Below are 22,754 nucleotides of genomic sequence, written 5' to 3'. Positions count from 1 at the left end.
GCAGCAGCCCCAGGATTTCCCAGGACACCCGATGACCTCACTGACCACCGACTGGCAGCACCGCCCCACCCACCACAAGGTCTGGGCCCTGGCCGCGCCGATGATCCTGTCCAACATCTCCGTGCCGCTGGTAGCCCTGGTCGACAGCACCGTCATCGGCCACCTCCCCCACGCCCACCAGCTTGGCGCCGTGGCCGTGGGGGCCACGCTGTTCACCTTCATGGTCGGCCTGATGGGTTTCCTGCGCATGGGTTCCACCGGCTTCGCCGCCCAGGCCGCCGGCCGTGGCGATGGTGCTGCGTTGCGCCAGGTGCTGGTGCAAGGGCTGCTGCTGGCGGTCGGTTTCGCCCTGCTGATCGGCCTGCTGGCCCTGCCCTTCAGCCAGTTGGCGCTGCACGTGATGCAACCCAGCACGGCCCTGCAGCAAGCCACCGAAGACTTCTTCCACACCCGCCTGCTCGGCCTGCCTGCGGCACTGGCCAGCTACGCGCTGGTCGGCTGGTTCCTCGGCACGCAGAACGCCAGGGCGCCACTGGCCATCCTGCTGACCACCAACCTGCTGAACATCGCCTTGAACCTGTGGTTCGTGCTTGGCCTGAACTGGGGCGTGCTGGGTTCGGCGCGGGCGTCGGTGATTGCCGAATGGAGCGCCGCCCTGCTCGGCCTGGCCCTTACCCGCCCGGCCTTGCGCGCCTACCCGGGGCAGATCGTGTGGGCGGCGCTCAAGCGCTGGCAGGCCTGGCGGCCGCTGCTGGCGGTGAACCGCGACATCTTCCTGCGCAGCCTGGCGCTGCAACTGGTGTTCCTGCTGATCACCGTGCAGGGCGCACGCCTGGGCGAAGCCACCGTGGCGGCCAATGCCCTGCTGCTCAACGGCCTGCTGCTGACCGCTTATGCGCTTGACGGGTTGGCACATGCGGTGGAGGCCCTGTGCGGCCATGCCATTGGCGCCCGCGACCGCGACACCCTGCGCCGCTCGCTGGTGGTGGCCTGTGGCTGGTCGCTGATCACCAGCCTGGGGTTTGCCGGCTTGTTCCTGCTGGGAGGGCACCTGTTCATCGATTTGCAGACCGACATCGAGAGTGTGCGGGCAGCGGCTTATCCGTACCTGCCGTACCTGGCATTGCTGCCGTTGATTGCGGTGTGGAGTTACTTGCTGGATGGGCTGTTCATTGGTGCGACCCGGGCGCGGGAGATGCGCAATGCGATGTTGCTGTCGGTGCTGATTGCGCTGCCCTTTGGGGTGGTCATGAGCGGATTTGGCAACCATGGGTTGTGGTTGGCCTTTCTCGGATTCATGGCGTTGCGGGCGGTGACGTTGGGGTGGGTGGGGTGGCGGTTGCAGGAGAAAGGTGAGTGGATTCAGTAATGCCGCGGCCGCTTTGCGGCCCATCGCGACGCAAGGCCGCTCCCACATTGATCGGCGGACGCAGGACTTTGTGGGAGCGGCCTTGTGTCGCGAAATGAGGGCGAAGCCCTCACCTGCTGACTCACAGCCACACACAATCCCAATGTGGATACTCGCCAGCCCGCTTTACCAGGCCAGCCCGAATCGGGTTTGCAATGATGTAGCGGGCGACGGCCCTCACATCCTCCTCGCGGCGCAAAGCCCGGTCATGAAAGCTGGTCTGCCAGATATGCCGCCTGTCGGCCCCTACCTTGTACAGCGCACAACTGCTTCTGGACTTGAACTCGCACATCAGCCTACTCAGGCTCGACGGCCCAAGCTCAACAAGCCAGTGAAGATGATCCGGCATCAAGACCCACGCCAGAGATCGACACGCCTTGCACTCTTCGCTGAGCCGTAATTGCTGGATAACTGTTCTGGCGAACAAAAAGTCTTTGAACAACGGTGTTCGGTTGCGAGTGGTTGTGGTGAGCAGGTAGAGACGCCCTGGTTCGGACACTCGGCCACTACGTAAACGATGGGAGCCGGGACTTTCCATGTCATCCTCCTTTGAACATTGCATTCAAAGGTAGCGGCGCTGATGTGACAGGCGAGGACTGGACCATTACCTGGTATGACGCGGTGAGGGCTTCGCCCTCATATCGCGACGCAAGGCCGCTCCCACAAAAAAGGCAGGAGCGGCCTGGCGGTTACGACGACAGGTACGAAGACCGGGTCAACCCCAGGCGCAAGGCATCCAGATACTGGGTCCGCTCACGCGCAGTGATCTTGGCGCTGGCCACCTTGTCACGGTAGTGGGTCATCAACTCCTCCGGCGACAGGTGCACGTAGCGCAGCATGTCTTCGATGGTGTCGTGGGTCTCGATACCGGCGTGGTACACGCTACCGTCGGCGTTCTGGTAGATGTTCACCGAATCGGTGTCACCGAACAGGTTGTGCATGTCACCGAGGATTTCCTGGTAGGCACCGACCAGGAACACACCCAGCAGGTAGTCCTCGCCCTCCTTCACCGCATGCACCGGCATGCTGGTCTCGATGCTCTGCTCGTCGACGTACTGGTTGATCTTGCCGTCGGAGTCGCAGGTCAGGTCCTGCAGCACGGCACGACGCATCGGCTCTTCGTCCAGGCGGTGCAACGGAATGATCGGCAGTACCTGGCCGATGGCCCAGGTATCCGGCAGGCTCTGGAACACCGAGAAGTTGCAGATGTACTTGTCGGCCAGCTTGTCGTTCAGCTCGTCCAGCACCTGACGGTGCGAGCGCTGGCGGGCTTTCAGCGAGTTGTGCAGGCGGCGGCACACGGCGAAGTAGCACTGTTCGGCCAGGGCCTTCTCGGCCAGGCTGATCTTGCCATCGGCATACTGCGCAGCCACGTCACCCAGGTAGTGGGTAGCGCGCCAGTAGGTCTCGGTGACCATCTCGATGTCGGTCGGGCCGAGCAGGTCGACCAGCCACTGCACGGTCTCGGGCAGGGCTTCCTTGTTCTCGATGGTCGGCACGTCGTCGTTGTGCTTCTCGACGTCGGTCACCTGGATCACCAGCATGGCGTGGTGCGCGGTCAGCGAACGGCCACTCTCGGAGAAAATGTGCGGGTGCGGCAGGCCCTGCGCGTCGCAGAACTCCTTGAGCATGCCCACCACCACGCCGGCGTAGTCGTCCATGTCGTAGTTGATCGAGCTGGCATTGCGCGAGTGGGTACCGTCGTAGTCCACACCCAGGCCACCGCCAACGTCGATGTGGTCGACCGGCAGGCCCAGCGCACGCAGCTCACCGTAGTAACGGATGGCTTCCTTGAAGCCGTGCTGGTAGTCGGCCAGGTTGGCGATCTGCGAGCCCATGTGGAAGTGCAGCAGGCGGATACCCTGGTCCAGGCCGGCATCGCGAAAGCGCTGCACCACCGAGATCAGCTGGGCGGCAGACAAGCCGAACTTGGACTTTTCGCCACCGGTGTCGGCCCACTTGCTCGAGGCCAGCGACGACAGGCGCACGCGCAGGCCGACCTGCGGCTTGACCTTGAGCTCGGCAGCCTCGTCGATCACCAGGGCCACTTCCGACTCTTTCTCGATGACGATGAACACATTGTGGCCGAGCTTCTGGCCCATCAGCGCCAGGCGGATGAACTCGCGGTCCTTGTAGCCGTTGCAGACGATGGTGCCGCCTTTCGGCGCCAGCGCCAGCACTGCCAGCAGCTCAGGCTTGGAGCCGGCTTCCAGGCCAATGGAGACGTTCTGCGTGGCGATGATGTTCTCCACCACCGCTTCCTGCTGGTTGACCTTGATCGGGTACAGCGCGGTGTACTTGCTCTGGTATTCCAGGCGCGCGATGTTGGCGTCGAAGGCGCCGGTCAGTTGGCGCACGCGGTCCTGCAGAATGTCGGGGAAGCGCACCAGCAATGGCAGCGACAGGCCGCTCTGGCGCAGTTCGTCGACCTGTTCGAACAGGTCGATCGGTGCGCTTTTCGGGCCGTTGGGGCGTACTTCGACGCGCCCGGCTTCATTGATGGCGAAATAACCAGCGCCCCAATGGCGGATGCCATAAACACTGCGGCTGTCGGCCACGGTCCATTGGCTACCATCGTCTTTGCGTGTGCGTCGTACGGACATTCAAGTCCCCTATAGATAAGTCGAAGACACTGCCCCGCAAGGAGGCGGGCGCAGTGTAAAAGCCAAAAATGACGATTCGTCCGTGCCCTGGGATAGACCCTGGTCACGGCAACGAGTTTAGAAAGCACTGGGCAAAAAATCGCGTGGCCGCATCAGCCGCCGGACTTTTTCGCCTTGAAACCCTGCTTGGTCAGCTCACCGATCAGCAGCTCGACATGGTCGCCCTGGATTTCGATGACCCCATCCTTCAGGGCGCCACCGGTACCGCAGCGGCGCTTGAGGGTGGAGGCCAGCTCCTTGAGCTGGTCGAGCGGCAGCGGCACGCCGGTGACGGTGGTCACGGTCTTGCCGCCGCGCCCTTTGCTTTCGCGGCGCACACGGGCAATGCCATCGCCTTCGGGGATGATTTGCTGCTTGCAGGTACAGGCATCCACCGGCTGGCCACAGTCGGGGCAGTGCCGACCAGCGTCGGTGGAGTAAACGAGACCGCCAAGGGCGGCGAAGGAAGAAGCTTTCTTGGCCACTTTTGTTCCTCTGTGCTGAGGACAAAAACTGGTCGGCCCCAGGGGGTTGAGCCCGACCGCGAAGCCCCACTCTGGCAGGGGCGGCGCTACCACCGCAAGACCTGCGGCAGCCCGAAAAGGGCGCGCAGTTTAACGATAAATCCGGCTGTTGCTAAGTACTGGATTGCGGCATTTTGCGAATGTTTTGCGACCCCTTCGCGGGTAAACCCGCTCCCACAGGTACTGCGCAGGTTTCACAGCCTGTGAAATCCCTGTGGGAGCGGGTTTACCCGCGAAGGGGCCGGCATGGCCCACGCATCTATTTGAGGCTTGCTTTATAGCGCTGCAACGCCGCCAACGAGTCCGGGCAATACGGCTTCGTCAGGCTCTCCTCTTCAGCCTGTTCCAGGCCAATGAAGCGCGCCTCGATCACCTCTTCCGGCTGCAGCCGCAACGGCGCATCCGAAACCGCCGAATACACCGCACACCACAAGCGGTTATCCGGCTGGTCGAAGTAGAACCGCTCATGAAAGCGCAGCTCCACACCGTCGATCCCCAGCTCCTCGGCCAGCTCCCGCGCCGCCGAATCGGCATACGCCTCCCCGGCCGTCACCATGCCGCCTGCCGCCACATCCCAGTACCCCGGGTACAGCGCCTTGCTCAAGGTGCGCCGGTGCACGCACAGCTCACCGGCGCTGTTGAACAGCAAAATGAACGTGCAACGCCCGATCAGGCCGCGCTCGCGCAGTTCGGCGCGGGGCAAGGCCCCCAGCACCTGGTCGGCTTCGTCCACCCAGGTGACCAGCTCACGGTCGGAAGCCGCCCGGTGGGCGGCCTCGTTTGGGCTGATAGCCATCATCAACCCTGCGACAGCAGCTGACGCAGGTCGATGACCGCGGCGTTGGCCCGGGAAATGTAGTTGGCCATGACCAGCGAGTGGTTGGCCCACATGCCGAAGCCGCTGCCGTTGAGCACCATCGGGCTCCACAGCGCTTCTTGCGAGGCTTCCAGCTCACGGATGATCTGGCGCACGCTGACCGTGGCGTTCTTCTTCGCCAGCACGTCGGCAAAGTCCACCTCGATGGCGCGCAGCAGATGCGACAGTGCCCAGGCCTGGCCACGGGCTTCGTAGAACACGTTGTCGATCTGCAGCCACGGGGTTTCCACCAGCTCCTCGTCCACCTGCGGCGCCTGGCCGGCGACCACCGACTCGGTCTTCAGCGTGGTGTTGAGCTTGACCCGGCCAACGCTGGCCGACAGCCGCTGCGACAGCGAGCCCAGGCGGGTGGCCACGTCACCCAGCCAGTTGTTCAGGTTGTCGGCACGGGTGTAGAAGATCGCGCCCTTGTCGCCGGCAGCCAGACGGGTCTGGTAGCGGGTCAGCGACTTGATGCCCTCTTCGAACTCCGACTCGCTCGACGGCAAGATCCAGCTCTTGTTGTCGAAGTTGAAACGCGGCTCGGCCTTGGCCAGGTCGGCGTCTTCGGTGGACTGCGACTGCGAACGGGCGAAGTCCTTGCGCAGGGCACGGGACAGGTCGCGCACCTGGACCAGCACGCCATATTCCCAACTCGGCATGTTGTCCATCCACAGCCCCGGCGGGAAGCGGTCGTTGGAAATGTAGCCACCCGGCTTGTTCAGCAAGGTGCCGGCCACGGTCTTGAGGGTTTCGATAGTGGTGTAACCCACCACCATCTGCTGGCCAGTGCGCTCGGCGGCGGCCTGGGCGTTCTGCTGCACCGGGAACAGGTCCGGCTCCTGGCTCCAGTACCAGCCCAGGCCGATACACACCAGCAGGTACAACCCGATCAGGGTCCCCAGGGCACGGCTCCAGAGGCCGCCAAGGTAGCTACGGGCGGCGGCGCCACGGCCGTCGACACGCTCGCGGGGCTCGGCTTTGGCCTCGCGGTTTTTCCAGTCCAGCATGGCTTTGTCCTTATCAGTCACGACGGTTCAGGGGCTTGGACCACAGGCCTGCGCCAGGGTGCCACGGCAAGCCCGCGTGGCAGCACTATAAAGCAGACACCGCCTTACGCATAAGCGACCAATCAGTCAGCAACTGAATATTCGTTCTACCCGCTTTGTTGATGCAGGGCACTCACGCATCCGGCAAGAGCTGCTAGCATAGAGCCATCATTGCCCCTGCACATCCCAACCTAAAGTAGCCAGGACATGAGCCAAGCAGTCGAGCCGAGCCCGCAGTGCCCCGCCCAACAGCAGACGCGTAGCGGCCTGCGCAAGGACGACCCGCTCGATCAGGTGCTGCTGCCGCCCCTGCGCAAGCCGGTGTACATCCTGCTGCAGGACCACGAACGTGCCCAGCGCCTGGCCCAGCAACTGGAGTTCTTTGGCCTGGTGGTGCAGGCGCTGGCCAGCCCTGCGGCGTTTCACGCCTCGATCGACGAATACCCGCCTTCGGCCATCATCATGGATGTCGACTTCAGCGGCACCGGCCAAGGCCTGCTGCTGGCTGCCCAGGTGCAGCAGGGGCTGGCCCGACACATCCCGCTGCTGTTCTTCAGCCACCACGAAACCGACACCCCGACCCGCCTGGCCGCCGTGCGCGCCGGTGGCCAGGACTTCCTCACCGGCACCCTGGAAGCCTCCAGCCTGCTGGAAAAGGTCGAACTGCTGACCAATGCCGCCCAGCACGACCCGTTGCGCGTGCTGATCATCGACGACTCGCGCACCCAGGCCCTGTACACCGAACGTGTGCTGGCCAGCGCCGGCATGATCACCCGCAGCCTGACCGACCCGATCCGCACCATGGCCGAGCTGGCCGAGTTCCAGCCCGACCTGATCATCCTCGACCTGTACATGCCGGCCTGCACCGGCCCTGAGCTGGCCAAGGTGATCCGCCACAGCGACCGTTATGTGAGTGTGCCGATCATCTACCTGTCTGCCGAGGACGACCTGGACAAGCAGCTGGATGCCATGAGCGAAGGCGGTGATGACTTCCTGACCAAACCGTTTCGCTCACGCCACCTGATCACCACCGTGCGCAACCGCGCCGCCCGTGCCCGGCACCTGAAGGCGCGCATGGTGCGCGACAGCCTGACCGGGTTGTACAACCACACCCACATCCTGCAACTGCTGGAAGACTGCAGCTTCCGCGCCCGTCGCGAGCAGCAGCCGTTGAGCTTTGCCATGCTCGACATCGACCACTTCAAGAAGATCAACGACCGCCACGGCCACCCCATGGGCGACCGGGTGATCAAGAGCCTGGCGCTGTTTCTCAAGCAGCGCTTGCGCAAGACCGATTTCATTGGCCGTTATGGTGGCGAAGAGTTCGCCGTTGTCATGCCCAATACCGCGCTGGACGCGGCGCACAAGGTGCTGGACGAGATCCGCCGGCGCTTTGCCGAGATTCTCTACCCGGCGCAGCCTCGGGACTTGCAGTGCACCTTCAGTGCAGGCGTGGTGCAGCTGGATGAGGGGCTGGATGCGCTGACCATGGCCAGTGCGGCGGACGAGGCGCTGTACCGGGCCAAGCATGCGGGGCGTAATTGCGTGGTGCGTGTCGAGCCCTGAGTTCTTCATCGCCTGGACCGGCCTCTTCGCGGGCTTGCCCGCTCCCACAGGGATTGCGCTGCATTCAGGTCTGGTAGATATCCTGTGGGAGCGGGCAAGCCCGCGAAGAGGCCAGTACAGGCAATGCAAATACAGGCACTGTGCCACTTTTTTATGGCGCCAACCGCCTGTCGTCATCACCCCGTCACAAAATCGCAATAACTTCAGCCACCGACCTCTCCCCCTCCCCGCAGGAAGCTCGCGGCTATGCGCCTGAAGTGGCTGACCAATTTCAACACCCTGTTGCTGGTAACCGTGTGTATTGCCCTGGGCGCCACCTTGTGGTGGTCGCAGCGTGCCCTGGAGCGCCCCTACCAGTTGATGGAGCGCTACCTGGGCCTGTCCCAGCAGTTCCAGAACCAGGCGGCCCGCAACATCCAGGCCTACCTGGGCAGCGGCGATGCCCTGCGCCATGCCGCAGCCATGGAGGCCAACCAGAAACTGCAGGCCGCGCTGGCCGAGTGGCCTGGCGCACTGGCCGACAAACTGCGCCCCAGCCTGGACAGCCTGCAGGCCTTTACCGCCGAAGAGCTACTGGCCGCCGGCAAGCTGGCTGGCGACCCGCAAGCCCTGCTGCTGCAGGCCGAGCGGGAACTGGGAGCCAACTTCGAACAACTGGCCGGCTACGCCCGTGACAGCGGCAGCGCCGACGCCAACCGCTACCTGGTGCCATTGCTCGACGCCACCGTGCACCTCGGCCGCCTGTCGCTGGCCCGGGACAAGCTGGTCAGCAGCGGCCGCCCGGAACTGGCCGACGAAGTGGAGCGCGAGCTGCAACTGATCCGCGCCCAGGCCCAGGCGATCGACGCCTTGCCCTTGCTGGGCGTAACCCGTACCGCCGAATCCGGTGCCGACGACTTCGCCGCGATGATGGGCCTGGAAACCCAGGCCAGCGCCCAGCAGGAAGACATTGCCGTTGGCCTCAAACGCGAACTGCAGAGCCTGCTCAGCCGCTACCCGGCCGAACTGCAGCGCACCCGCGAACAGATCGAGCGCCGCGTCGCCCTGGCCGCCAGCACCAGCCAGCGCCTGGAGGCCGTACAGCAGGCCATCGCGGCGCTGGAGCCCGAGGTACGCGGCCAGCACGCGAAAATTGCCGCCGAAGTGCGCATCATCCAGGGCCTGATGATCGGCCTGATCCTGCTTATCGCCCTGCTGATCGACACCTTGCAAAGGCGCCTGGCGCGCACCCTGACCGGCCTGGCCCCGGCCCTGTCACGCTGGGCCGAGGGCGACTTCGCCGAGGCCATCGCCCTGGGCAAGACCAACCGCGAATTGCGCGACATCCAGGAATCGCTCAACCGCCTGCGCCAGTACCTGGTGGAGCTGGTCGGCACCATCCGCCACAACGCCGAGCAGGTGGCTGGCAGCAGCCACGCCCTGGCCGGCATGAGCGCCGCCCTGCATGACGGCGCCGAGCGCCAGGCCGGCGACACCGGGCAGATCCGCGATGCCCTGGGCGAACTGGAAGCCACCATCCAGCAAGTGGCCGGCGACGCCAGCGCGGCCGCCGACGCCAGCCGCGATGCCGGGCGTGCAGTGGAGCAAGGCCAGGCGGTGATTGGCCAGAGCCTGTCGGGCTTGCGTGAGCTGGTCGATGAAGTGCAGGGCAACGCCCGCATGATCGAACAACTGGCGGAAGAGTCGGCCACCATCGGCGGCGTGCTGACAGTGATCCGCTCGATTGCCGAGCAGACCAACCTGCTGGCGCTGAATGCCGCGATCGAAGCGGCCCGGGCCGGTGAGATGGGCCGTGGATTTGCCGTGGTGGCCGATGAGGTGCGTTCGCTGGCGCAGCGCACCACCGGGGCTACCGGCGAGATTCAGGCCTTGATCGACCGCTTGCAGCAGGCAGCCAGAAGTTCGGTGGCCGGGATGCGCGCGCAGCTCGAACATGCCGAGGCCACGGCCAACCAGGCCCAGGCGGCGGATGGGGCGCTGGACGAGATTGTCTGTGCCATTCGCACCATTTCGGACACTGCGGTGCGGATTGCCCATGTCACGGCGCAGCAGAGCGGTGCCGTGAGCGAGATTCGCGACCACAGCGAGCGGATACATGAGTTGGGTGAGGACAACCTGCAGCGCATTGGCGAGGGGCGTGAGCAAGGCGAGCAGTTGCTGAGTTTGGGGGGCGAACTGAACCGGGCGGTGCGGGCCTTCAGAGTCTAGGTTGGCCTGTACTGGCCTCTTCGCGGGTAAACCCGCTCCCACAGGGATAGCCTATGCGCTCGAGGTGGGAGCGGGTTTACCCGCGAAGAGGCCGGCACAGGCAGCACATGAGCCAGCGGCCATGTGTCGCCCCTTCCGCCAGCATGGCCCCAACCTGCACCAACTCCGCTATCATGCCCAGCACGTTCCACCTCGCGAGTCCGCCATGCGCCGCCTGTTTTTCCTGCTGTTCCTGCTGCTGGCCAGCCCTGCCTTCGCCACAGGCCTGCTCGACAACCGCCCCAGTGCCACCCTCGGCGCCGCGTCACTGGCCAACAACGCCGACTTCCTGCCGGTACACGAGGCCTTCAAGCTCAACCTGGTGCAGGCCGATGCGCAAACCATCAAGCTGCGCTTCGTCGCCACCGATGGCTACTACCTCTACCGCCACCGCTTCCAGTTCCGCACCGAACCGGCCGACATTGCCCTGGGCACACCGAACATCCCCAAGGGCGAGGCCAAACACGATGAATTCTTCGGCGATGTCGAGGTGTACCACGGCGTGCTCGATATCGAGCTGCCGCGCAACGATCCGCGTGCCTTCACCCTGCTGGTGGGCTACCAGGGCTGCGCCGACAAAGGCCTGTGCTACCCACCGGAAACCGCACGCCTGAGCATCGATGGCGAAGGCGGCGCAAGCACCCCGGCCACCGCTGAACACGCCTGGACCTGGAAGTCGCTGCTGCTGTTCTTCCTCGCCGGGGTCGGCCTGACCTTCACCCCCTGCGTGCTGCCGATGCTGCCGATCCTCTCCGGCGTGGTGCTGCGAGGCCAGGCCGGTGGCCTGCGCGGGCTGGCGCTGTCGCTGGCCTACGTGCTGCCGATGGCGGCCAGCTTCGCGGTACTCGGTGCCCTCATGGGGCTGTTCGGCGCCGGCCTGAACCTGCAGGCACGCCTGCAGTCGGCCTGGGTGCTGGTGCCTTTCGCGCTGTTCTTCGTGGTGTTTGCCCTGGCCATGTTCGGCCTGTTCGAGCTGAAACTGCCTCAGGCCTTGAGCAACCGTCTGAACAATGTCGCCAGCCACACCCGGGGCGGCTCGCTGCTGGGCGCGGCAATACTCGGCGTGCTCTCCAGCCTGCTGGTTTCGCCATGTGTGTCGGCGCCCCTGGCCGGTGCGTTGCTGTACATCAGCGCCAGCGGCGATGCCCTGGGTGGCGCACTCAAGCTGTTCGCCCTGGGCCTGGGCATGGGCGCACCCTTGCTGCTGGTGGCCACCGGTGGCGCGGCCTGGCTGCCGAAAAGCGGCCCTTGGCTGAACACGGTGAAAAACGCCATCGGCGTCCTGCTGCTGGGCCTGGCCATCGGCTTGCTCAGCCGTGTGTTGCCGGGCCCGATGACCTTGCTGCTGGTCGGGTTCCTCGCCGCTGGCGTGGCACTGTTCCTCGGCGCCCTCGAGTTCGTCGTCAAGACCGCACGCCAGCGCCTGGCCCAACTGCTTGGCCTGGCCTTGCTGGTGTACGCCCTGGCCTGCTGGTACGGCGCCCTCAGCGGCCAGGGCGACCCGCTGCGCCCGCTACCGCCGGCAACCCTTGTGGCCACCGGCAACAGCCCGGCGGTGCAGGCGGATAGCTGGCAGACCATCACTACCCCCGCCGCACTGGACGCCGCACTGGCCCAGGCCAAGGCGGCCGGCCAGCCGGTACTGCTGGACTGGTACGCCGACTGGTGCATCAGCTGCAAGGTGATCGAGCGCGAGGTGTTGACCGCGCCGCAGGTGCAAGCACAGCTGGCCGGCTTCAAACTGCTGCGTTTCGACATCACCGAAAGCAATGCCGACCAACGCAGCCTGCTCGACCGCTACCAGCTGTTCGGCCCTCCTGCCCTGTTGTTCTTTGCCGCGAACGGTAGCGAAATAACCGCTGATCGGGTCATTGGCGAGATAAATGCCGGTGAATTTGCGCAAATTCTGACACGCGTACGCGACAAAGTCGGTCTATAACTTCCCCCGAGCTGTGAAAAATCCTGAAATCAGTGACCAAACCTAATCATTTGGTCACATACTTCGCGCGAACCTCGGACATCGTGCTGGCTATTGCCGGGAACTGGACACTTGCCGTCGCTTTACGGCACACTCGCCGCGCTGTGTCGAATTGCCCTACAAATCCAAGGAATCCGCAGATGGCAACGCTACTGGTGCTTCACGGCCCCAACCTCAACCTGCTCGGTACCCGCGAGCCTGGCCACTACGGCGCCGTGACCCTGGCCCAGATCAACCAGGACCTGGAGCAACGTGCCCGCGCCGCAGGCCACCATCTGCAGTACCTGCAGAGCAATGCTGAATACGAACTGATCGACCGCATTCACGCCGCACGCAACGAGGGTGTGGACTTCATCCTGATCAATCCGGCTGCTTTCACCCACACAAGCGTCGCATTACGTGACGCATTGCTTGCGGTGAGCATCCCATTCATCGAAGTGCACCTGTCCAACGTGCACAAACGCGAACCGTTCCGCCACCACTCCTACTTTTCCGATGTTGCCGTAGGGGTGATCTGCGGCCTGGGCGCCAGCGGTTATCGCCTGGCCCTGGAGTCCGCGCTGGAACAACTGGCTGCCAACGCACAGCCCAAATGATGAAAACCCTGGCCTCAGTGGGCCAGGGTTCGAGAGAAACGTTTCAGATACGTTTTTTTGTATTTCGCCCCCTGACCGAACCTTTGGGAGTTGATGATTAATGGATATCCGTAAAGTCAAGAAACTGATCGAGCTGCTGGAAGAGTCTGGCATCGACGAACTGGAGATCAAGGAAGGCGAAGAGTCGGTCCGTATCAGCCGTCACAGCAAGACCCCAGCTGCCCAGCAGTACTTCGCACCGGCTCCGGTAGCCGCTGCCCCTGTTGCTGCCCCGGTCGCCGCCGCTGCCGCTCCGGCCGCTGAAGCCGCTGCCGCCGCCCCGGCCCTGAAAGGCACCGTGATCCGCTCGCCGATGGTAGGTACCTTCTACCGCAAGCCTTCGCCGACCTCGCCGAACTTCGCTGAAGTTGGCCAGACCGTGAAGAAAGGCGACACCCTGTGCATCGTTGAAGCCATGAAGATGATGAACCACATCGAAGCCGATGTTGGCGGTGTCATCGACGCCATCCTGGTAGAAGACGGCCAGCCGGTTGAATTCGACCAGCCGCTGTTCACCATCGTTTGAATCGCGGAGAGCCAACGATGTCTGGGAAGCTCGAAAAAGTCCTGATCGCCAACCGCGGGGAAATTGCCCTGCGGATCCTGCGTGCCTGCAAAGAGCTGGGTATCAAGACCGTCGCCGTGCACTCCACCGCCGACCGTGAACTGATGCACCTGGGCCTGGCAGACGAGTCGGTCTGCATCGGCCCTGCATCGTCCAAGGATTCCTACCTGCATATCCCGGCGATCATCGCTGCCGCCGAAGTGACCGGCGCCACCGCGATCCACCCGGGCTACGGCTTCCTGGCGGAAAACGCCGACTTCGCCGAGCAGGTGGAAAAATCCGGTTTCGCCTTCATCGGCCCGAAAGCCGACACCATTCGCCTGATGGGCGACAAGGTTTCGGCCAAGGACGCGATGATCAAGTCGGGCGTACCGACCGTGCCGGGCTCCGATGGCCCGCTGCCGGAAGACGAAGAGGTCGCCCTGGCGATCGCTCGTGACGTCGGCTACCCGGTGATCATCAAGGCCGCCGGTGGCGGTGGTGGTCGCGGCATGCGCGTGGTGCACAAGGAAGAGGACCTGATTGCCTCGGCCAAGCTCACCCGTACCGAAGCCGGTGCCGCCTTCGGCAACCCGATGGTCTACCTGGAGAAGTTCCTGACCAACCCACGCCACGTGGAAGTACAGGTACTGTCCGACGGCCAGGGCAACGCCATCCACCTGGGTGACCGTGACTGCTCGCTGCAGCGCCGCCACCAGAAGGTGCTGGAAGAAGCGCCAGCCCCGGGCATCGATGAAAAAGCCCGTCAGGAAGTGTTCAAGCGCTGCGTCGATGCGTGCATCGAGATCGGCTACCGTGGTGCGGGTACTTTCGAGTTCCTGTACGAGAACGGCCGCTTCTACTTCATCGAGATGAACACCCGCGTGCAGGTTGAGCACCCGGTTTCGGAGATGGTCACTGGTATCGACATCGTCAAGGAGATGCTGAGCATCGCCGCTGGCAACAAGCTGTCGTTCCGCCAGGAAGACGTGGTGATCCGTGGCCATGCGCTGGAATGCCGTATCAACGCCGAAGACCCGAAGAAGTTCATCCCGAGCCCAGGCAAGGTGAAGCACTTCCACGCCCCGGGCGGCAACGGCGTGCGTGTGGACTCGCACCTGTACAGCGGTTACTCGGTTCCGCCGAACTACGACTCGCTGATCGGCAAGCTGATCACCTACGGCAAGGACCGCGACGAAGCCATGGCGCGCATGCGCAATGCCCTGGACGAGATCGTCGTCGACGGCATCAAGACCAACATCCCGCTGCACCGCGACCTGGTGGGTGATGAAGGTTTCTGCAAAGGCGGCGTCAACATTCACTACCTCGAGCACAAACTGGCTAGCCAGGAGTGATCGCGTAGTGTGATGTACCGAAACCCCGGACTTGTGCCGGGGTTTTTTATTGCCTGGGGGATCCTGGGGCCGCTTTGCGGCCCATCGCGACACAAGGCCGCTCCCACAGGGTTTCGCAAGGTCTCAAGGTTGACGCTGTACCTGTGGGAGCGGCCTTGTGTCGCGAAAGGGGCGCAACGTGCCCCGAGGACCCTACACCTTCATCCGCGGCATCTCGATGTGATGCTCATGAACCCGCCGGTACAAGGTCGCCCGCGATATTCCCAGTGCCCGCGCCGCATCGGCCGGCTTCCAGCGATGGCGGATCAGCGCATCCAGCAACAACTGCCGCGCCGGGCACGACACCCCGCTTTCAGCCGAGCCAACCGCTTCACCCCGCACCTCCTGCGGCAGGTCCTGCAACTGCACCCGCCCGCCCTCACTCACCGCACAGGCATAGCGCAACACCTGACGCAGCTGGCGCAAATTCCCCGGCCAGCGGTAAACCAGCAGCGCCTGCAGCGCATCATCCGCCAGCACCACCTCAACCCCACAGGCCTCGGCCTCCTCGGCCAGCAACTGGTGAATCAGCCCCAGGCGGTCCTCACGCTCGCGCAGCGGCGGCAACTCGAACCGGGCATTGGCCAGGCGGAAGTACAAATCCTCACGAAAACGCCCCTCCTCCACCATCGCCGCCAAATCACGATGGGTCGCGCAAATCACCTGGATATCCACCCGCTCCCGCCGCGCCGCGCCCAGCGGCGCCACTTCACCCTCGGCCAGCACGCGCAGCAACCGGGTTTGCAGGTTCAGCGGCATGTCACCGATTTCGTCGAGGAACAGCGTGCCGCCATCGGCCTGCTGCAAAAGCCCCTGCATGCCTTTGCTGGAAGCACCGGTGAAAGCCCCGGCCACATAGCCGAACAGCTCGCTCTCGATCAGGCTTTCCGGAATGGCCGCGCAGTTCAGGGTGACGAACGGGCCATCGCGTCGCAGGCTTTGCTGGTGCAGCTGGCGGGCGAACACCTCTTTGCCAGCCCCGGTCTCGCCTTGCACCAGCACCGCCAGGTTGCAGTCCTTGACCCGTGTGGCCAACCGCAGGTGCTGCTCGATGCGGGCGTCCTGGGCCTGACGCAACGGCTGCGCAGGCTGGCGCTGGCGGGGTGCGCTGACCCGGCCGTAGAGCCCACCCAGGCCCGGCAGGCGTTGAGCGGACGATGCGTTCACGCGGCGCAGCTGGTCCATGTCGAACAGCTCGCCAATGTGCTCGGGCAAACGCCCCAGGTGCGCCACTAGCCGCTGACGCGCCAGGCTGTTGATCGCCTGCAGGCGGCCATCGGCATCCCAGGCCAACAAGTAGTCGGGCTGGCTTTCCACATAGCCCGGCGTGCCATGGGCGCGCATCACCCAATGGCCCTGGGCGCTGTGCATGAAGAAGGCATTTTCGATCTCGCGGGCGGTCTGCTCGACCAGTTGGCGGATCAGGTGCTGGCTGCGGCGGTCGTCCGGCGACTGCAGGGCCGAGACATCCACGACGCCCAGCAACTCGCCCAGCGGGTCGAACACCGGCGCCGCCGTACAGGTCAGGCCAATGAACGCAGCGCGGAAGTGGTCGCGCTTGTGCACCGTGACCGGGGCCTTGCTGGTCAACACCGCCGCCACGCCGCAGGTGCCCTCCTCGCCCTCCGACCAGCAGGTGCCCAGGTACAGCCCGGCCTTGCGGCAGTCGTTGCGGATGGCCGACTCGACCCGGTAATCGATGGTGCGCCCCAGGGCATCGGTGAGCAACACGCAGTAGTCGGCACCGCGTACCCGCTCATGCAAGCGGGCCACGGCATCGCTGGCAATGCGCAGGAACAGTTCGGCGCGTTCGCGGCATTCGTTGAGCAGGCTTTGGGACAGGATGCGCGGCCCCTGCTGGGACCCGGGATCGAGGCGGTACAGCTCCATGGAGCGGCGCCATGAATCGAGAATCAGCGGTGGCACCGGCGCCTGCGGCAGGCGGTCGGCATTCTTCAACACCCTGCTGACGCAGTCGACATGGGCTCGGGAGTTCGCGGCAAGCATTCAGGCCCTCCGGTTCTCGTTGCTGTTTTTATCGTTGTCCGGCCATTAAGCGCTTCCGGGCATGCCCCGACAAGCACTGCGTGATTACCGGGCGGCTTGAGACGCAGCGTCTCAGCGTCTCGGCAAGGTCGGCCCAGCGCTGGCACCGGGCGTCTCGCCAGCAGAACCATCAGCACCTGACGGGGCGCAATGAAACCGCTCTATTGCAGGCACTTCAGCCAATTCAAAAGAAGCTGGCACCGCGCTTGCTCCTGCCCTGACAAACAAGAATACGAGGTGCGCCATGCCGCTACCCGCCCCGACCGTCGGGATCATTGCCAACCCTGCCTCTGGCCGCGACCTGCGCCGCCTGACCGCCAACGCCGGGCTCTATTCGAGCACCGACAAGGCCTCGGCAATCCAGCGCCTGCTCGCTGCTTTTGGTGCCACCGGCATCGGCCAGGTGTTGTTGCCCAGCGACATGACCGGCATCGCCGCCGCCGTGCTCAAGGCCAGCCAGGGCCCGGCAGCCCGTGACCAGCACTGGCCGGCCCTCGAAATACTCGACCTGCCGCTGACCCAGACCGTTGCCGATACCCGCCTGGCCACCCGCCGCATGGTCGAGCGAGGCGTGGCGATGATCGCCGTGCTCGGCGGCGACGGCACCCACAAGGCAGTGGCCGCCGAGGCCGGTGACGTACCGCTGCTGACCTTGTCCACCGGCACCAACAATGCTTTCCCCGAACTGCGCGAGGCCACCAGCGCCGGCCTGGCCGGCGGCCTGCTTGCCAGCGGCCGGGTACCGGCCAGCATCGGCCTGCGCCGCAACAAGCGCCTGCTGGTGAAGGTGCCCGAGCAGCAGCTTGCCGAATGGGCCCTGGTGGAGGTGGCGGTGTCGCCCCAGCGTTTCATCGGCGCTCGGGCACTGAGCCGCAGCGAGGACCTTTGCGAAGTCTTCGCCTGTTTCGCCGAACCCCATGCCATCGGCCTCTCGGCCCTGTGCGGCCTGTGGTGCCCGGTCTCGCGCCAGGACCCGCACGGCGCCTGGGTACGCCTGAACCCCGGCGCCGAACAAGCGCTGCTCGCGCCGCTGGCACCCGGCCTGCTGCAAGGCTGCGGCATCACCGCCAGCGGCCCACTGACGCCCGGCGTCGCCCACCGCCTGAGCCTGGCCAGCGGCACGCTGGCGCTGGACGGCGAACGCGAAATCGAATTCGCCGAGCGCGATACCCCCACTATCACCCTCGACCACCAAGGCCCATTGAGCGTGGACGTCGAGGCCGTGCTGGCGCATGCCGCCCGCCATCACCTGCTGGCCGTACCGCGCGGCCACCGGTTGCACCCTGCAAACCCGTGTTGAGACAACCCTGGAGAACAACAAGATGTCCAATCAACTCAGTACCGAACAATTGCTGCATGCCTATGAAGTGATGCGCACCATCCGCGCCTTCGAGGAGCGCCTGCACGTGGAGTTCGCCACCGGCGAGATCCCCGGCTTCGTCCATCTGTATGCCGGCGAAGAGGCTTCCGCTGCCGGGGTCATGGCCCACCTGCGCGACAGCGACTGCATCGCCTCGACCCACCGCGGCCATGGCCACTGCATCGCCAAGGGGGTCGACGTGTACGGCATGATGGCCGAGATCTACGGCAAGAAGACCGGCGTTTGCGGCGGTAAAGGCGGCTCGATGCACATCGCCGACCTGGAAAAAGGCATGCTCGGCGCCAACGGCATCGTCGGTGCCGGTGCCCCCTTGGTGGCCGGCGCTGCGTTGGCGGCCAAGATCAAGGGCAACGACGATGTGTCGGTGGCATTCTTCGGCGATGGCGCTTCCAACGAAGGTGCCGTGTTCGAGGCCATGAACATGGCATCGATCATGAACCTGCCGTGCATCTTCGTGGCCGAGAACAACGGCTACGCCGAAGCCACCGCCTCGACCTGGTCGGTGGCCTGCGACCACATCGCCGACCGCGCTGCCGGTTTCGGCATGCCCGGCGTCACCATCGACGGTTTCGACTTCTTTGCCGTGTACGAGGCCGCCGGTGCTGCCATCGAGCGCGCACGTTCCGGGCAAGGCCCATCGCTGATCGAGGTCAAGCTCAGCCGCTACTACGGCCATTTCGAAGGCGATGCACAAACCTACCGCGCCCCCGATGAAGTGAAGAACCTGCGCGAATCCCGCGACTGCCTCATGCAGTTCCGCAACAAGACCACCCGCGCCGGCCTGCTCACGGCTGCGCAACTGGACGCCATCGACGCCCGCGTCGAAGACCTGATCGAAGACGCTGTGCGCCGCGCCAAGTCCGATCCCAAGCCACAGCCCGCCGACCTGCTCACCGACGTCTACGTCGCCTACCCCTGAGCCGCGGATTACAAGAACAACAGGAGAATCACCATGGCAAGAAAGATCAGCTACCAGCAGGCCATCAACGAAGCCCTGGCCCAGGAAATGCGCCGCGACAACACGGTGTTCATCATTGGCGAAGACGTCGCCGGCGGCGCCGGTGCCCCCGGCGAGGATGACGCCTGGGGTGGCGTGCTGGGCGTGACCAAGGGCCTGTACCACCAGTTCCCGGGGCGCGTGCTCGACGCGCCGCTGTCGGAAATCGGCTACGTCGGCGCCGCCGTCGGTGCCGCCACCCAGGGCCTGCGCCCGGTGTGCGAGCTGATGTTCGTCGACTTCGCCGGCTGCTGCCTGGACCAGATCCTCAACCAGGCCGCCAAGTTCCGCTACATGTTCGGCGGCAAGGCGGTCACCCCGCTGGTGATGCGCACCATGTACGGCGCCGGCCTGCGCGCAGCGGCCCAGCACTCGCAGATGCTCACCTCGCTATGGACGCATATCCCCGGCCTGAAGGTGGTCTGCCCGTCCTCGCCGTACGATGCCAAGGGCCTGTTGATACAGGCGATCCGCGACAACGACCCGGTGATCTTCTGCGAGCACAAGCTGCTGTACAGCATGCAAGGCGAGGTGCCGGAAGAGGTCTACACCGTGCCGTTCGGCGAAGCCAACTTCCTGCGTGATGGCGACGATGTGACCCTGGTGACCTACGGCCGCATGGTGCATGTGGCGCTGGAGGCCGCCAACAACCTGGCCCGCCAGGGTATCGACTGCGAGGTGCTGGACCTGCGCACCACCAGCCCGCTGGACGAAGACAGCATTCTGGAAAGCGTGGAAAAGACCGGCCGCCTGGTGGTGATCGACGAAGCCAACCCACGCTGCTCCATGGCCACCGACATCAGCGCACTGGTGGCGCAGAAGGCCTTCGGCGCGCTCAAGGGCCCGATCGAGATGGTCACCGCCCCGCATACTCCTGTGCCGTTCTCCGATGCACTGGAAGACCTGTACATCCCTGACGCGGCGAAGATCGAGGCTGCGGTACGCAAAGTGATCGAAGCCGCAAGGAGTGCCGCATGAGCCAGATCCATACCCTGACCATGCCCAAGTGGGGCCTGTCGATGACCGAGGGCCGGGTGGACACCTGGCTGAAGCAGGAAGGTGATGAAATCAACAAGGGCGACGAGGTGCTGGACGTCGAGACCGACAAGATCAGCAGCAGCGTCGAAGCCCCGTTCAGCGGCGTACTGCGTCGCCAGGTGGCCAGGCCGGATGAAACCCTGCCGGTCGGTGCGCTGCTGGCAGTGGTGGTGGAAGGGGAAGCCGAAGAGGCTGAAATCGATGCCGTGGTGCAGCGCTTCCAGGCCGAGTTCGTCGCCGAAGGTGGCGCTGACCAGGCCCAGGGGCCAGTGCCACAGAAGGCGGAAGTGGGCGGTCGCCTGCTGCGCTGGTTCGAGCTGGGCGATGGCGGCACGCCGCTGGTGCTGGTGCACGGCTTTGGCGGCGACCTCAACAACTGGCTGTTCAACCACCCGGCGCTGGCAGCCGAGCGGCGGGTGATCGCCCTCGACCTGCCGGGGCATGGTGAGTCGGGCAAGGCCCTGCAACGCGGCGACCTGGATGAACTGAGCGAAACCGTGCTGGCCCTGCTCGACCACCTGGACATCACCAAGGCCCACCTGGCCGGCCACTCCATGGGCGGCGCAGTCAGCCTGAACGTGGCGCGCCTGGCACCGCAGCGGGTGGCCAGCCTGAGCCTGGTGGCCAGCGCCGGGCTGGGCGAGGCGATCAACGGGCAGTACCTGCAAGGCTTCGTCGCTGCCGCCAACCGCAATGCCCTCAAGCCGCAGATGGTGCAGCTGTTTGCCGACCCGGCACTGGTCACCCGGCAGATGCTGGAGGACATGCTCAAGTTCAAGCGCCTGGAAGGGGTGGACGACGCGTTGCGCCTGCTGGCATCGGACATCGCCGACGGCGACCGGCAGCGCCACGACCTGCGCGGGGTGCTGGGGCAACACCCGGCCCTGGTGGTGTGGGGCGGCAAGGACGCGATCATCCCGGCCAGCCATGCCGAAGGGCTGGAGGCTGAAGTGCTGGTGCTGCCTGAGGCTGGGCACATGGTGCAGATGGAAGCGGCCGAACAGGTCAACCAGCAACTGCTCGCATTCCTGCGCAAGCACTAAGCCCTTTCCGTGAGCCTGGAGAAAACCCATGAACGACCTGAGCCACACCCACATGCGCGCCGCCGTCTGGCATGGCCGCAATGACATTCGCGTCGAACAGGTGCCCCTGCCGGCCGACCCTGCGCCCGGATGGGTGCAGATCAAGGTGGACTGGTGCGGCATCTGCGGCTCCGACCTGCACGAATACGTCGCCGGCCCGGTATTCATCCCGGTGGAGGCACCGCACCCGCTGACCGGCATCCAGGGCCAGTGCATCCTCGGCCACGAGTTCTGCGGCCAGATTGCCAAGCTGGGTCAAGGCGTGGAAGGTTTTGCCGTCGGCGACCCGGTGGCTGCGGACGCCTGTCAGCATTGCGGCACCTGCTATTACTGCACCCATGGCCTGTACAACATCTGCGAGCGTCTGGCCTTCACCGGCCTGATGAACAACGGCGCCTTTGCCGAGCTTGTCAACGTGCCCGCCAACCTGCTGTATCGGCTACCGCAGGGCTTCCCGTCGGAGGCCGGGGCGCTGATCGAGCCGCTGGCGGTGGGCATGCATGCGGTGAAAAAGGCCGGTAGCCTGCTGGGCCAGACCGTGGTGGTGGTCGGCGCCGGCACCATCGGCCTGTGCACCATCATGTGTGCCAAGGCAGCGGGGGCGGCGCAGGTGATCGCCCTGGAAATGTCCTCGGCGCGCAAGGCCAAGGCTAAAGAAGTTGGCGCCAGCGTAGTGCTGGACCCCAGCCAGTGCGACGCCTTGGCGGAAATCCGCAAGCTGACTGCCGGGCTGGGAGCGGATGTGAGTTTTGAATGCATCGGCAACAAGCACACGGCCAAGCTGGCCATCGACACCATCCGCAAGGCGGGCAAGTGCGTGTTGGTGGGGATATTCGAGGAGCCGAGCGAGTTCAACTTCTTCGAACTGGTGTCCACTGAAAAGCAGGTGCTGGGGGCGTTGGCCTATAACGGCGAGTTTGCCGATGTGATTGCCTTCATCGCTGACGGCAGGCTGGATATTCGCCCGCTGGTGACCGGGCGGATCGGACTGGAGCAGATTGTCGAGCTGGGCTTCGAGGAGTTGGTCAACAACAAGGAGGAGAACGTGAAAATCATCGTTTCGCCGGGCGTGCGCTGATTGCACCTCAAAGGCTAAACGGAACCTGTGGGAGCGGGCGTGCCCGCGAAGCAGGCGACGCGGTGCCTGGCACCGGCTTCGCCGGTGTTCGCGGCTAAAGCCGCTCCCACAGGTATTGCGCAAAGCTGAAAGTCACCGCTGGACCTGTGGGAGCGGGTTTACCCGCGAAGAAGACCACACGGTGCATGGTACCGGCTTCGCCGGTGTTCGCGGCTAAAGCCGCTCCCACAGGTATTGCGCAAAGCTGAAAGTCACCGCTGGACCTGTGGGAGCGGGTTTACCCGCGAAG

General features: G+C 64.8%; 18 protein-coding genes. 12 read left to right on the top strand and 6 right to left on the bottom strand.

What is annotated here, in order from left to right; genetic code table 11:
* The first annotated feature begins 31 nt into the window (after positions 1-31).
* On the top strand, positions 32-1,369 hold the full coding sequence (locus tag J5M71_RS13725; protein ID WP_207832828.1) for an MATE family efflux transporter: 1,338 nt from the start codon (positions 32-34) through the stop codon (positions 1,367-1,369).
* 121 nt (positions 1,370-1,490) lie between these two features.
* Here J5M71_RS13725 and J5M71_RS13720 read toward each other — a convergent pair whose 3' ends face one another.
* The 5 genes from J5M71_RS13720 to J5M71_RS13700 form a co-directional block, all read right to left on the bottom strand.
* Entirely contained in the window at positions 1,491-1,946 is a 456-nt protein-coding gene (locus J5M71_RS13720; RefSeq protein WP_063911105.1) for a transposase, read from the bottom strand.
* Positions 1,947-2,097: 151 nt separating this feature from the next.
* On the bottom strand, positions 2,098-4,011 hold the full coding sequence (gene speA, locus J5M71_RS13715; protein WP_207832825.1) for an arginine decarboxylase: 1,914 nt from the start codon (positions 4,009-4,011) through the stop codon (positions 2,098-2,100).
* Positions 4,012-4,163: 152 nt separating this feature from the next.
* Positions 4,164-4,535: a translation initiation factor Sui1 gene (locus tag J5M71_RS13710; RefSeq protein ID WP_063911103.1), complete on the bottom strand. Its 372-nt coding sequence runs from the start codon at positions 4,533-4,535 to the stop codon at positions 4,164-4,166.
* 298 nt (positions 4,536-4,833) lie between these two features.
* Complete coding sequence (locus J5M71_RS13705; RefSeq protein WP_207832823.1) at positions 4,834-5,370, bottom strand: NUDIX hydrolase; 537 nt, start codon at positions 5,368-5,370, stop codon at positions 4,834-4,836.
* Positions 5,371-5,372: 2 nt separating this feature from the next.
* Positions 5,373-6,440, bottom strand: a complete 1,068-nt coding sequence (locus J5M71_RS13700) for a DUF2333 family protein (RefSeq protein ID WP_207832821.1) — start codon at positions 6,438-6,440, stop codon at positions 5,373-5,375.
* A 246-nt stretch (positions 6,441-6,686) separates the two neighbouring features.
* Here J5M71_RS13700 and J5M71_RS13695 point away from each other — a divergent pair, with 246 nt between their 5' ends.
* From J5M71_RS13695 to accC, 6 genes are all read left to right on the top strand, one after another.
* Positions 6,687-8,045 carry a diguanylate cyclase gene (locus tag J5M71_RS13695; RefSeq protein ID WP_207832819.1) on the top strand — a complete coding sequence of 453 codons (1,359 nt, stop codon included), beginning with the start codon at positions 6,687-6,689 and terminating at the stop codon, positions 8,043-8,045.
* Between the two features lie 246 nt (positions 8,046-8,291).
* Positions 8,292-10,253: a methyl-accepting chemotaxis protein gene (locus J5M71_RS13690; protein ID WP_207832817.1), complete on the top strand. Its 1,962-nt coding sequence runs from the start codon at positions 8,292-8,294 to the stop codon at positions 10,251-10,253.
* Between the two features lie 205 nt (positions 10,254-10,458).
* Entirely contained in the window at positions 10,459-12,231 is a 1,773-nt protein-coding gene (locus tag J5M71_RS13685) for a protein-disulfide reductase DsbD (protein WP_207832815.1), read from the top strand.
* Positions 12,232-12,410: 179 nt separating this feature from the next.
* Positions 12,411-12,866: a type II 3-dehydroquinate dehydratase gene (gene aroQ / locus J5M71_RS13680; protein WP_003255330.1), complete on the top strand. Its 456-nt coding sequence runs from the start codon at positions 12,411-12,413 to the stop codon at positions 12,864-12,866.
* Between the two features lie 100 nt (positions 12,867-12,966).
* Positions 12,967-13,431: an acetyl-CoA carboxylase biotin carboxyl carrier protein gene (gene accB, locus J5M71_RS13675; RefSeq protein WP_207832813.1), complete on the top strand. Its 465-nt coding sequence runs from the start codon at positions 12,967-12,969 to the stop codon at positions 13,429-13,431.
* Between the two features lie 17 nt (positions 13,432-13,448).
* On the top strand, positions 13,449-14,804 hold the full coding sequence (gene accC, locus J5M71_RS13670) for an acetyl-CoA carboxylase biotin carboxylase subunit (RefSeq protein ID WP_207832811.1): 1,356 nt from the start codon (positions 13,449-13,451) through the stop codon (positions 14,802-14,804).
* A gap of 192 nt (positions 14,805-14,996) precedes the next feature.
* Here the strand turns inward: accC and J5M71_RS13665 are convergent, their stop codons facing one another.
* On the bottom strand, positions 14,997-16,850 hold the full coding sequence (locus J5M71_RS13665; RefSeq protein WP_207832810.1) for a sigma-54-dependent Fis family transcriptional regulator: 1,854 nt from the start codon (positions 16,848-16,850) through the stop codon (positions 14,997-14,999).
* Between the two features lie 283 nt (positions 16,851-17,133).
* Between J5M71_RS13665 and J5M71_RS13660 the strand changes: the two genes are divergently transcribed.
* Genes J5M71_RS13660 through J5M71_RS13640 form a run of 5 tightly spaced genes read left to right on the top strand, consistent with a single transcriptional unit; the run spans position 17,134 to position 22,465 of the window.
* The gene (locus J5M71_RS13660; protein ID WP_207832808.1) at positions 17,134-18,189 is read left to right on the top strand and encodes an NAD(+)/NADH kinase; all 1,056 of its coding nucleotides are present in this window, start codon (positions 17,134-17,136) and stop codon (positions 18,187-18,189) included.
* Between the two features lie 22 nt (positions 18,190-18,211).
* Complete coding sequence (locus J5M71_RS13655; protein ID WP_207832806.1) at positions 18,212-19,189, top strand: thiamine pyrophosphate-dependent dehydrogenase E1 component subunit alpha; 978 nt, start codon at positions 18,212-18,214, stop codon at positions 19,187-19,189.
* Positions 19,190-19,222: 33 nt separating this feature from the next.
* Complete coding sequence (locus J5M71_RS13650; RefSeq protein WP_013970705.1) at positions 19,223-20,245, top strand: alpha-ketoacid dehydrogenase subunit beta; 1,023 nt, start codon at positions 19,223-19,225, stop codon at positions 20,243-20,245.
* The gene (locus tag J5M71_RS13645) at positions 20,242-21,348 is read left to right on the top strand and encodes an acetoin dehydrogenase dihydrolipoyllysine-residue acetyltransferase subunit (RefSeq protein ID WP_207832803.1); all 1,107 of its coding nucleotides are present in this window, start codon (positions 20,242-20,244) and stop codon (positions 21,346-21,348) included. Before J5M71_RS13650 ends, J5M71_RS13645 begins: the two co-directional genes overlap by 4 nt.
* A gap of 52 nt (positions 21,349-21,400) precedes the next feature.
* Positions 21,401-22,465 (top strand): 2,3-butanediol dehydrogenase, encoded by a 1,065-nt coding sequence (locus tag J5M71_RS13640; RefSeq protein ID WP_243434184.1) that lies wholly within the window; start codon positions 21,401-21,403, stop codon positions 22,463-22,465.
* Positions 22,466-22,754 lie beyond the last annotated feature (289 nt).

This window comes from Pseudomonas sp. 43(2021), assembly GCF_017490805.1.
Classification (GTDB): Bacteria; Pseudomonadota; Gammaproteobacteria; order Pseudomonadales; family Pseudomonadaceae; genus Aquipseudomonas.
This window is presented reverse-complemented; position numbering and strand designations above follow the sequence as displayed.

What these genes read in the sequence shown, in the direction of transcription:
- aroQ (WP_003255330.1), top strand. Translation starts at nt 12,411, where the DNA reads ATGGCAACGCTACTGGTGCTTCACGGCCCCAACCTCAACCTGCTCGGT.
- J5M71_RS13695 (WP_207832819.1), top strand. Translation starts at nt 6,687, where the DNA reads ATGAGCCAAGCAGTCGAGCCGAGCCCGCAGTGCCCCGCCCAACAGCAG.
- J5M71_RS13700 (WP_207832821.1), bottom strand. Translation starts at nt 6,440, where the DNA reads ATGCTGGACTGGAAAAACCGCGAGGCCAAAGCCGAGCCCCGCGAGCGT.
- J5M71_RS13650 (WP_013970705.1), top strand. Translation starts at nt 19,223, where the DNA reads ATGGCAAGAAAGATCAGCTACCAGCAGGCCATCAACGAAGCCCTGGCC.
- accB (WP_207832813.1), top strand. Translation starts at nt 12,967, where the DNA reads ATGGATATCCGTAAAGTCAAGAAACTGATCGAGCTGCTGGAAGAGTCT.
- J5M71_RS13640 (WP_243434184.1), top strand. Translation starts at nt 21,401, where the DNA reads ATGCGCGCCGCCGTCTGGCATGGCCGCAATGACATTCGCGTCGAACAG.
- speA (WP_207832825.1), bottom strand. Translation starts at nt 4,011, where the DNA reads ATGTCCGTACGACGCACACGCAAAGACGATGGTAGCCAATGGACCGTG.
- J5M71_RS13655 (WP_207832806.1), top strand. Translation starts at nt 18,212, where the DNA reads ATGTCCAATCAACTCAGTACCGAACAATTGCTGCATGCCTATGAAGTG.
- accC (WP_207832811.1), top strand. Translation starts at nt 13,449, where the DNA reads ATGTCTGGGAAGCTCGAAAAAGTCCTGATCGCCAACCGCGGGGAAATT.
- J5M71_RS13720 (WP_063911105.1), bottom strand. Translation starts at nt 1,946, where the DNA reads ATGGAAAGTCCCGGCTCCCATCGTTTACGTAGTGGCCGAGTGTCCGAA.
- J5M71_RS13660 (WP_207832808.1), top strand. Translation starts at nt 17,134, where the DNA reads ATGCCGCTACCCGCCCCGACCGTCGGGATCATTGCCAACCCTGCCTCT.
- J5M71_RS13690 (WP_207832817.1), top strand. Translation starts at nt 8,292, where the DNA reads ATGCGCCTGAAGTGGCTGACCAATTTCAACACCCTGTTGCTGGTAACC.
- J5M71_RS13705 (WP_207832823.1), bottom strand. Translation starts at nt 5,370, where the DNA reads ATGGCTATCAGCCCAAACGAGGCCGCCCACCGGGCGGCTTCCGACCGT.
- J5M71_RS13645 (WP_207832803.1), top strand. Translation starts at nt 20,242, where the DNA reads ATGAGCCAGATCCATACCCTGACCATGCCCAAGTGGGGCCTGTCGATG.
- J5M71_RS13665 (WP_207832810.1), bottom strand. Translation starts at nt 16,850, where the DNA reads ATGCTTGCCGCGAACTCCCGAGCCCATGTCGACTGCGTCAGCAGGGTG.
- J5M71_RS13685 (WP_207832815.1), top strand. Translation starts at nt 10,459, where the DNA reads ATGCGCCGCCTGTTTTTCCTGCTGTTCCTGCTGCTGGCCAGCCCTGCC.
- J5M71_RS13725 (WP_207832828.1), top strand. Translation starts at nt 32, where the DNA reads ATGACCTCACTGACCACCGACTGGCAGCACCGCCCCACCCACCACAAG.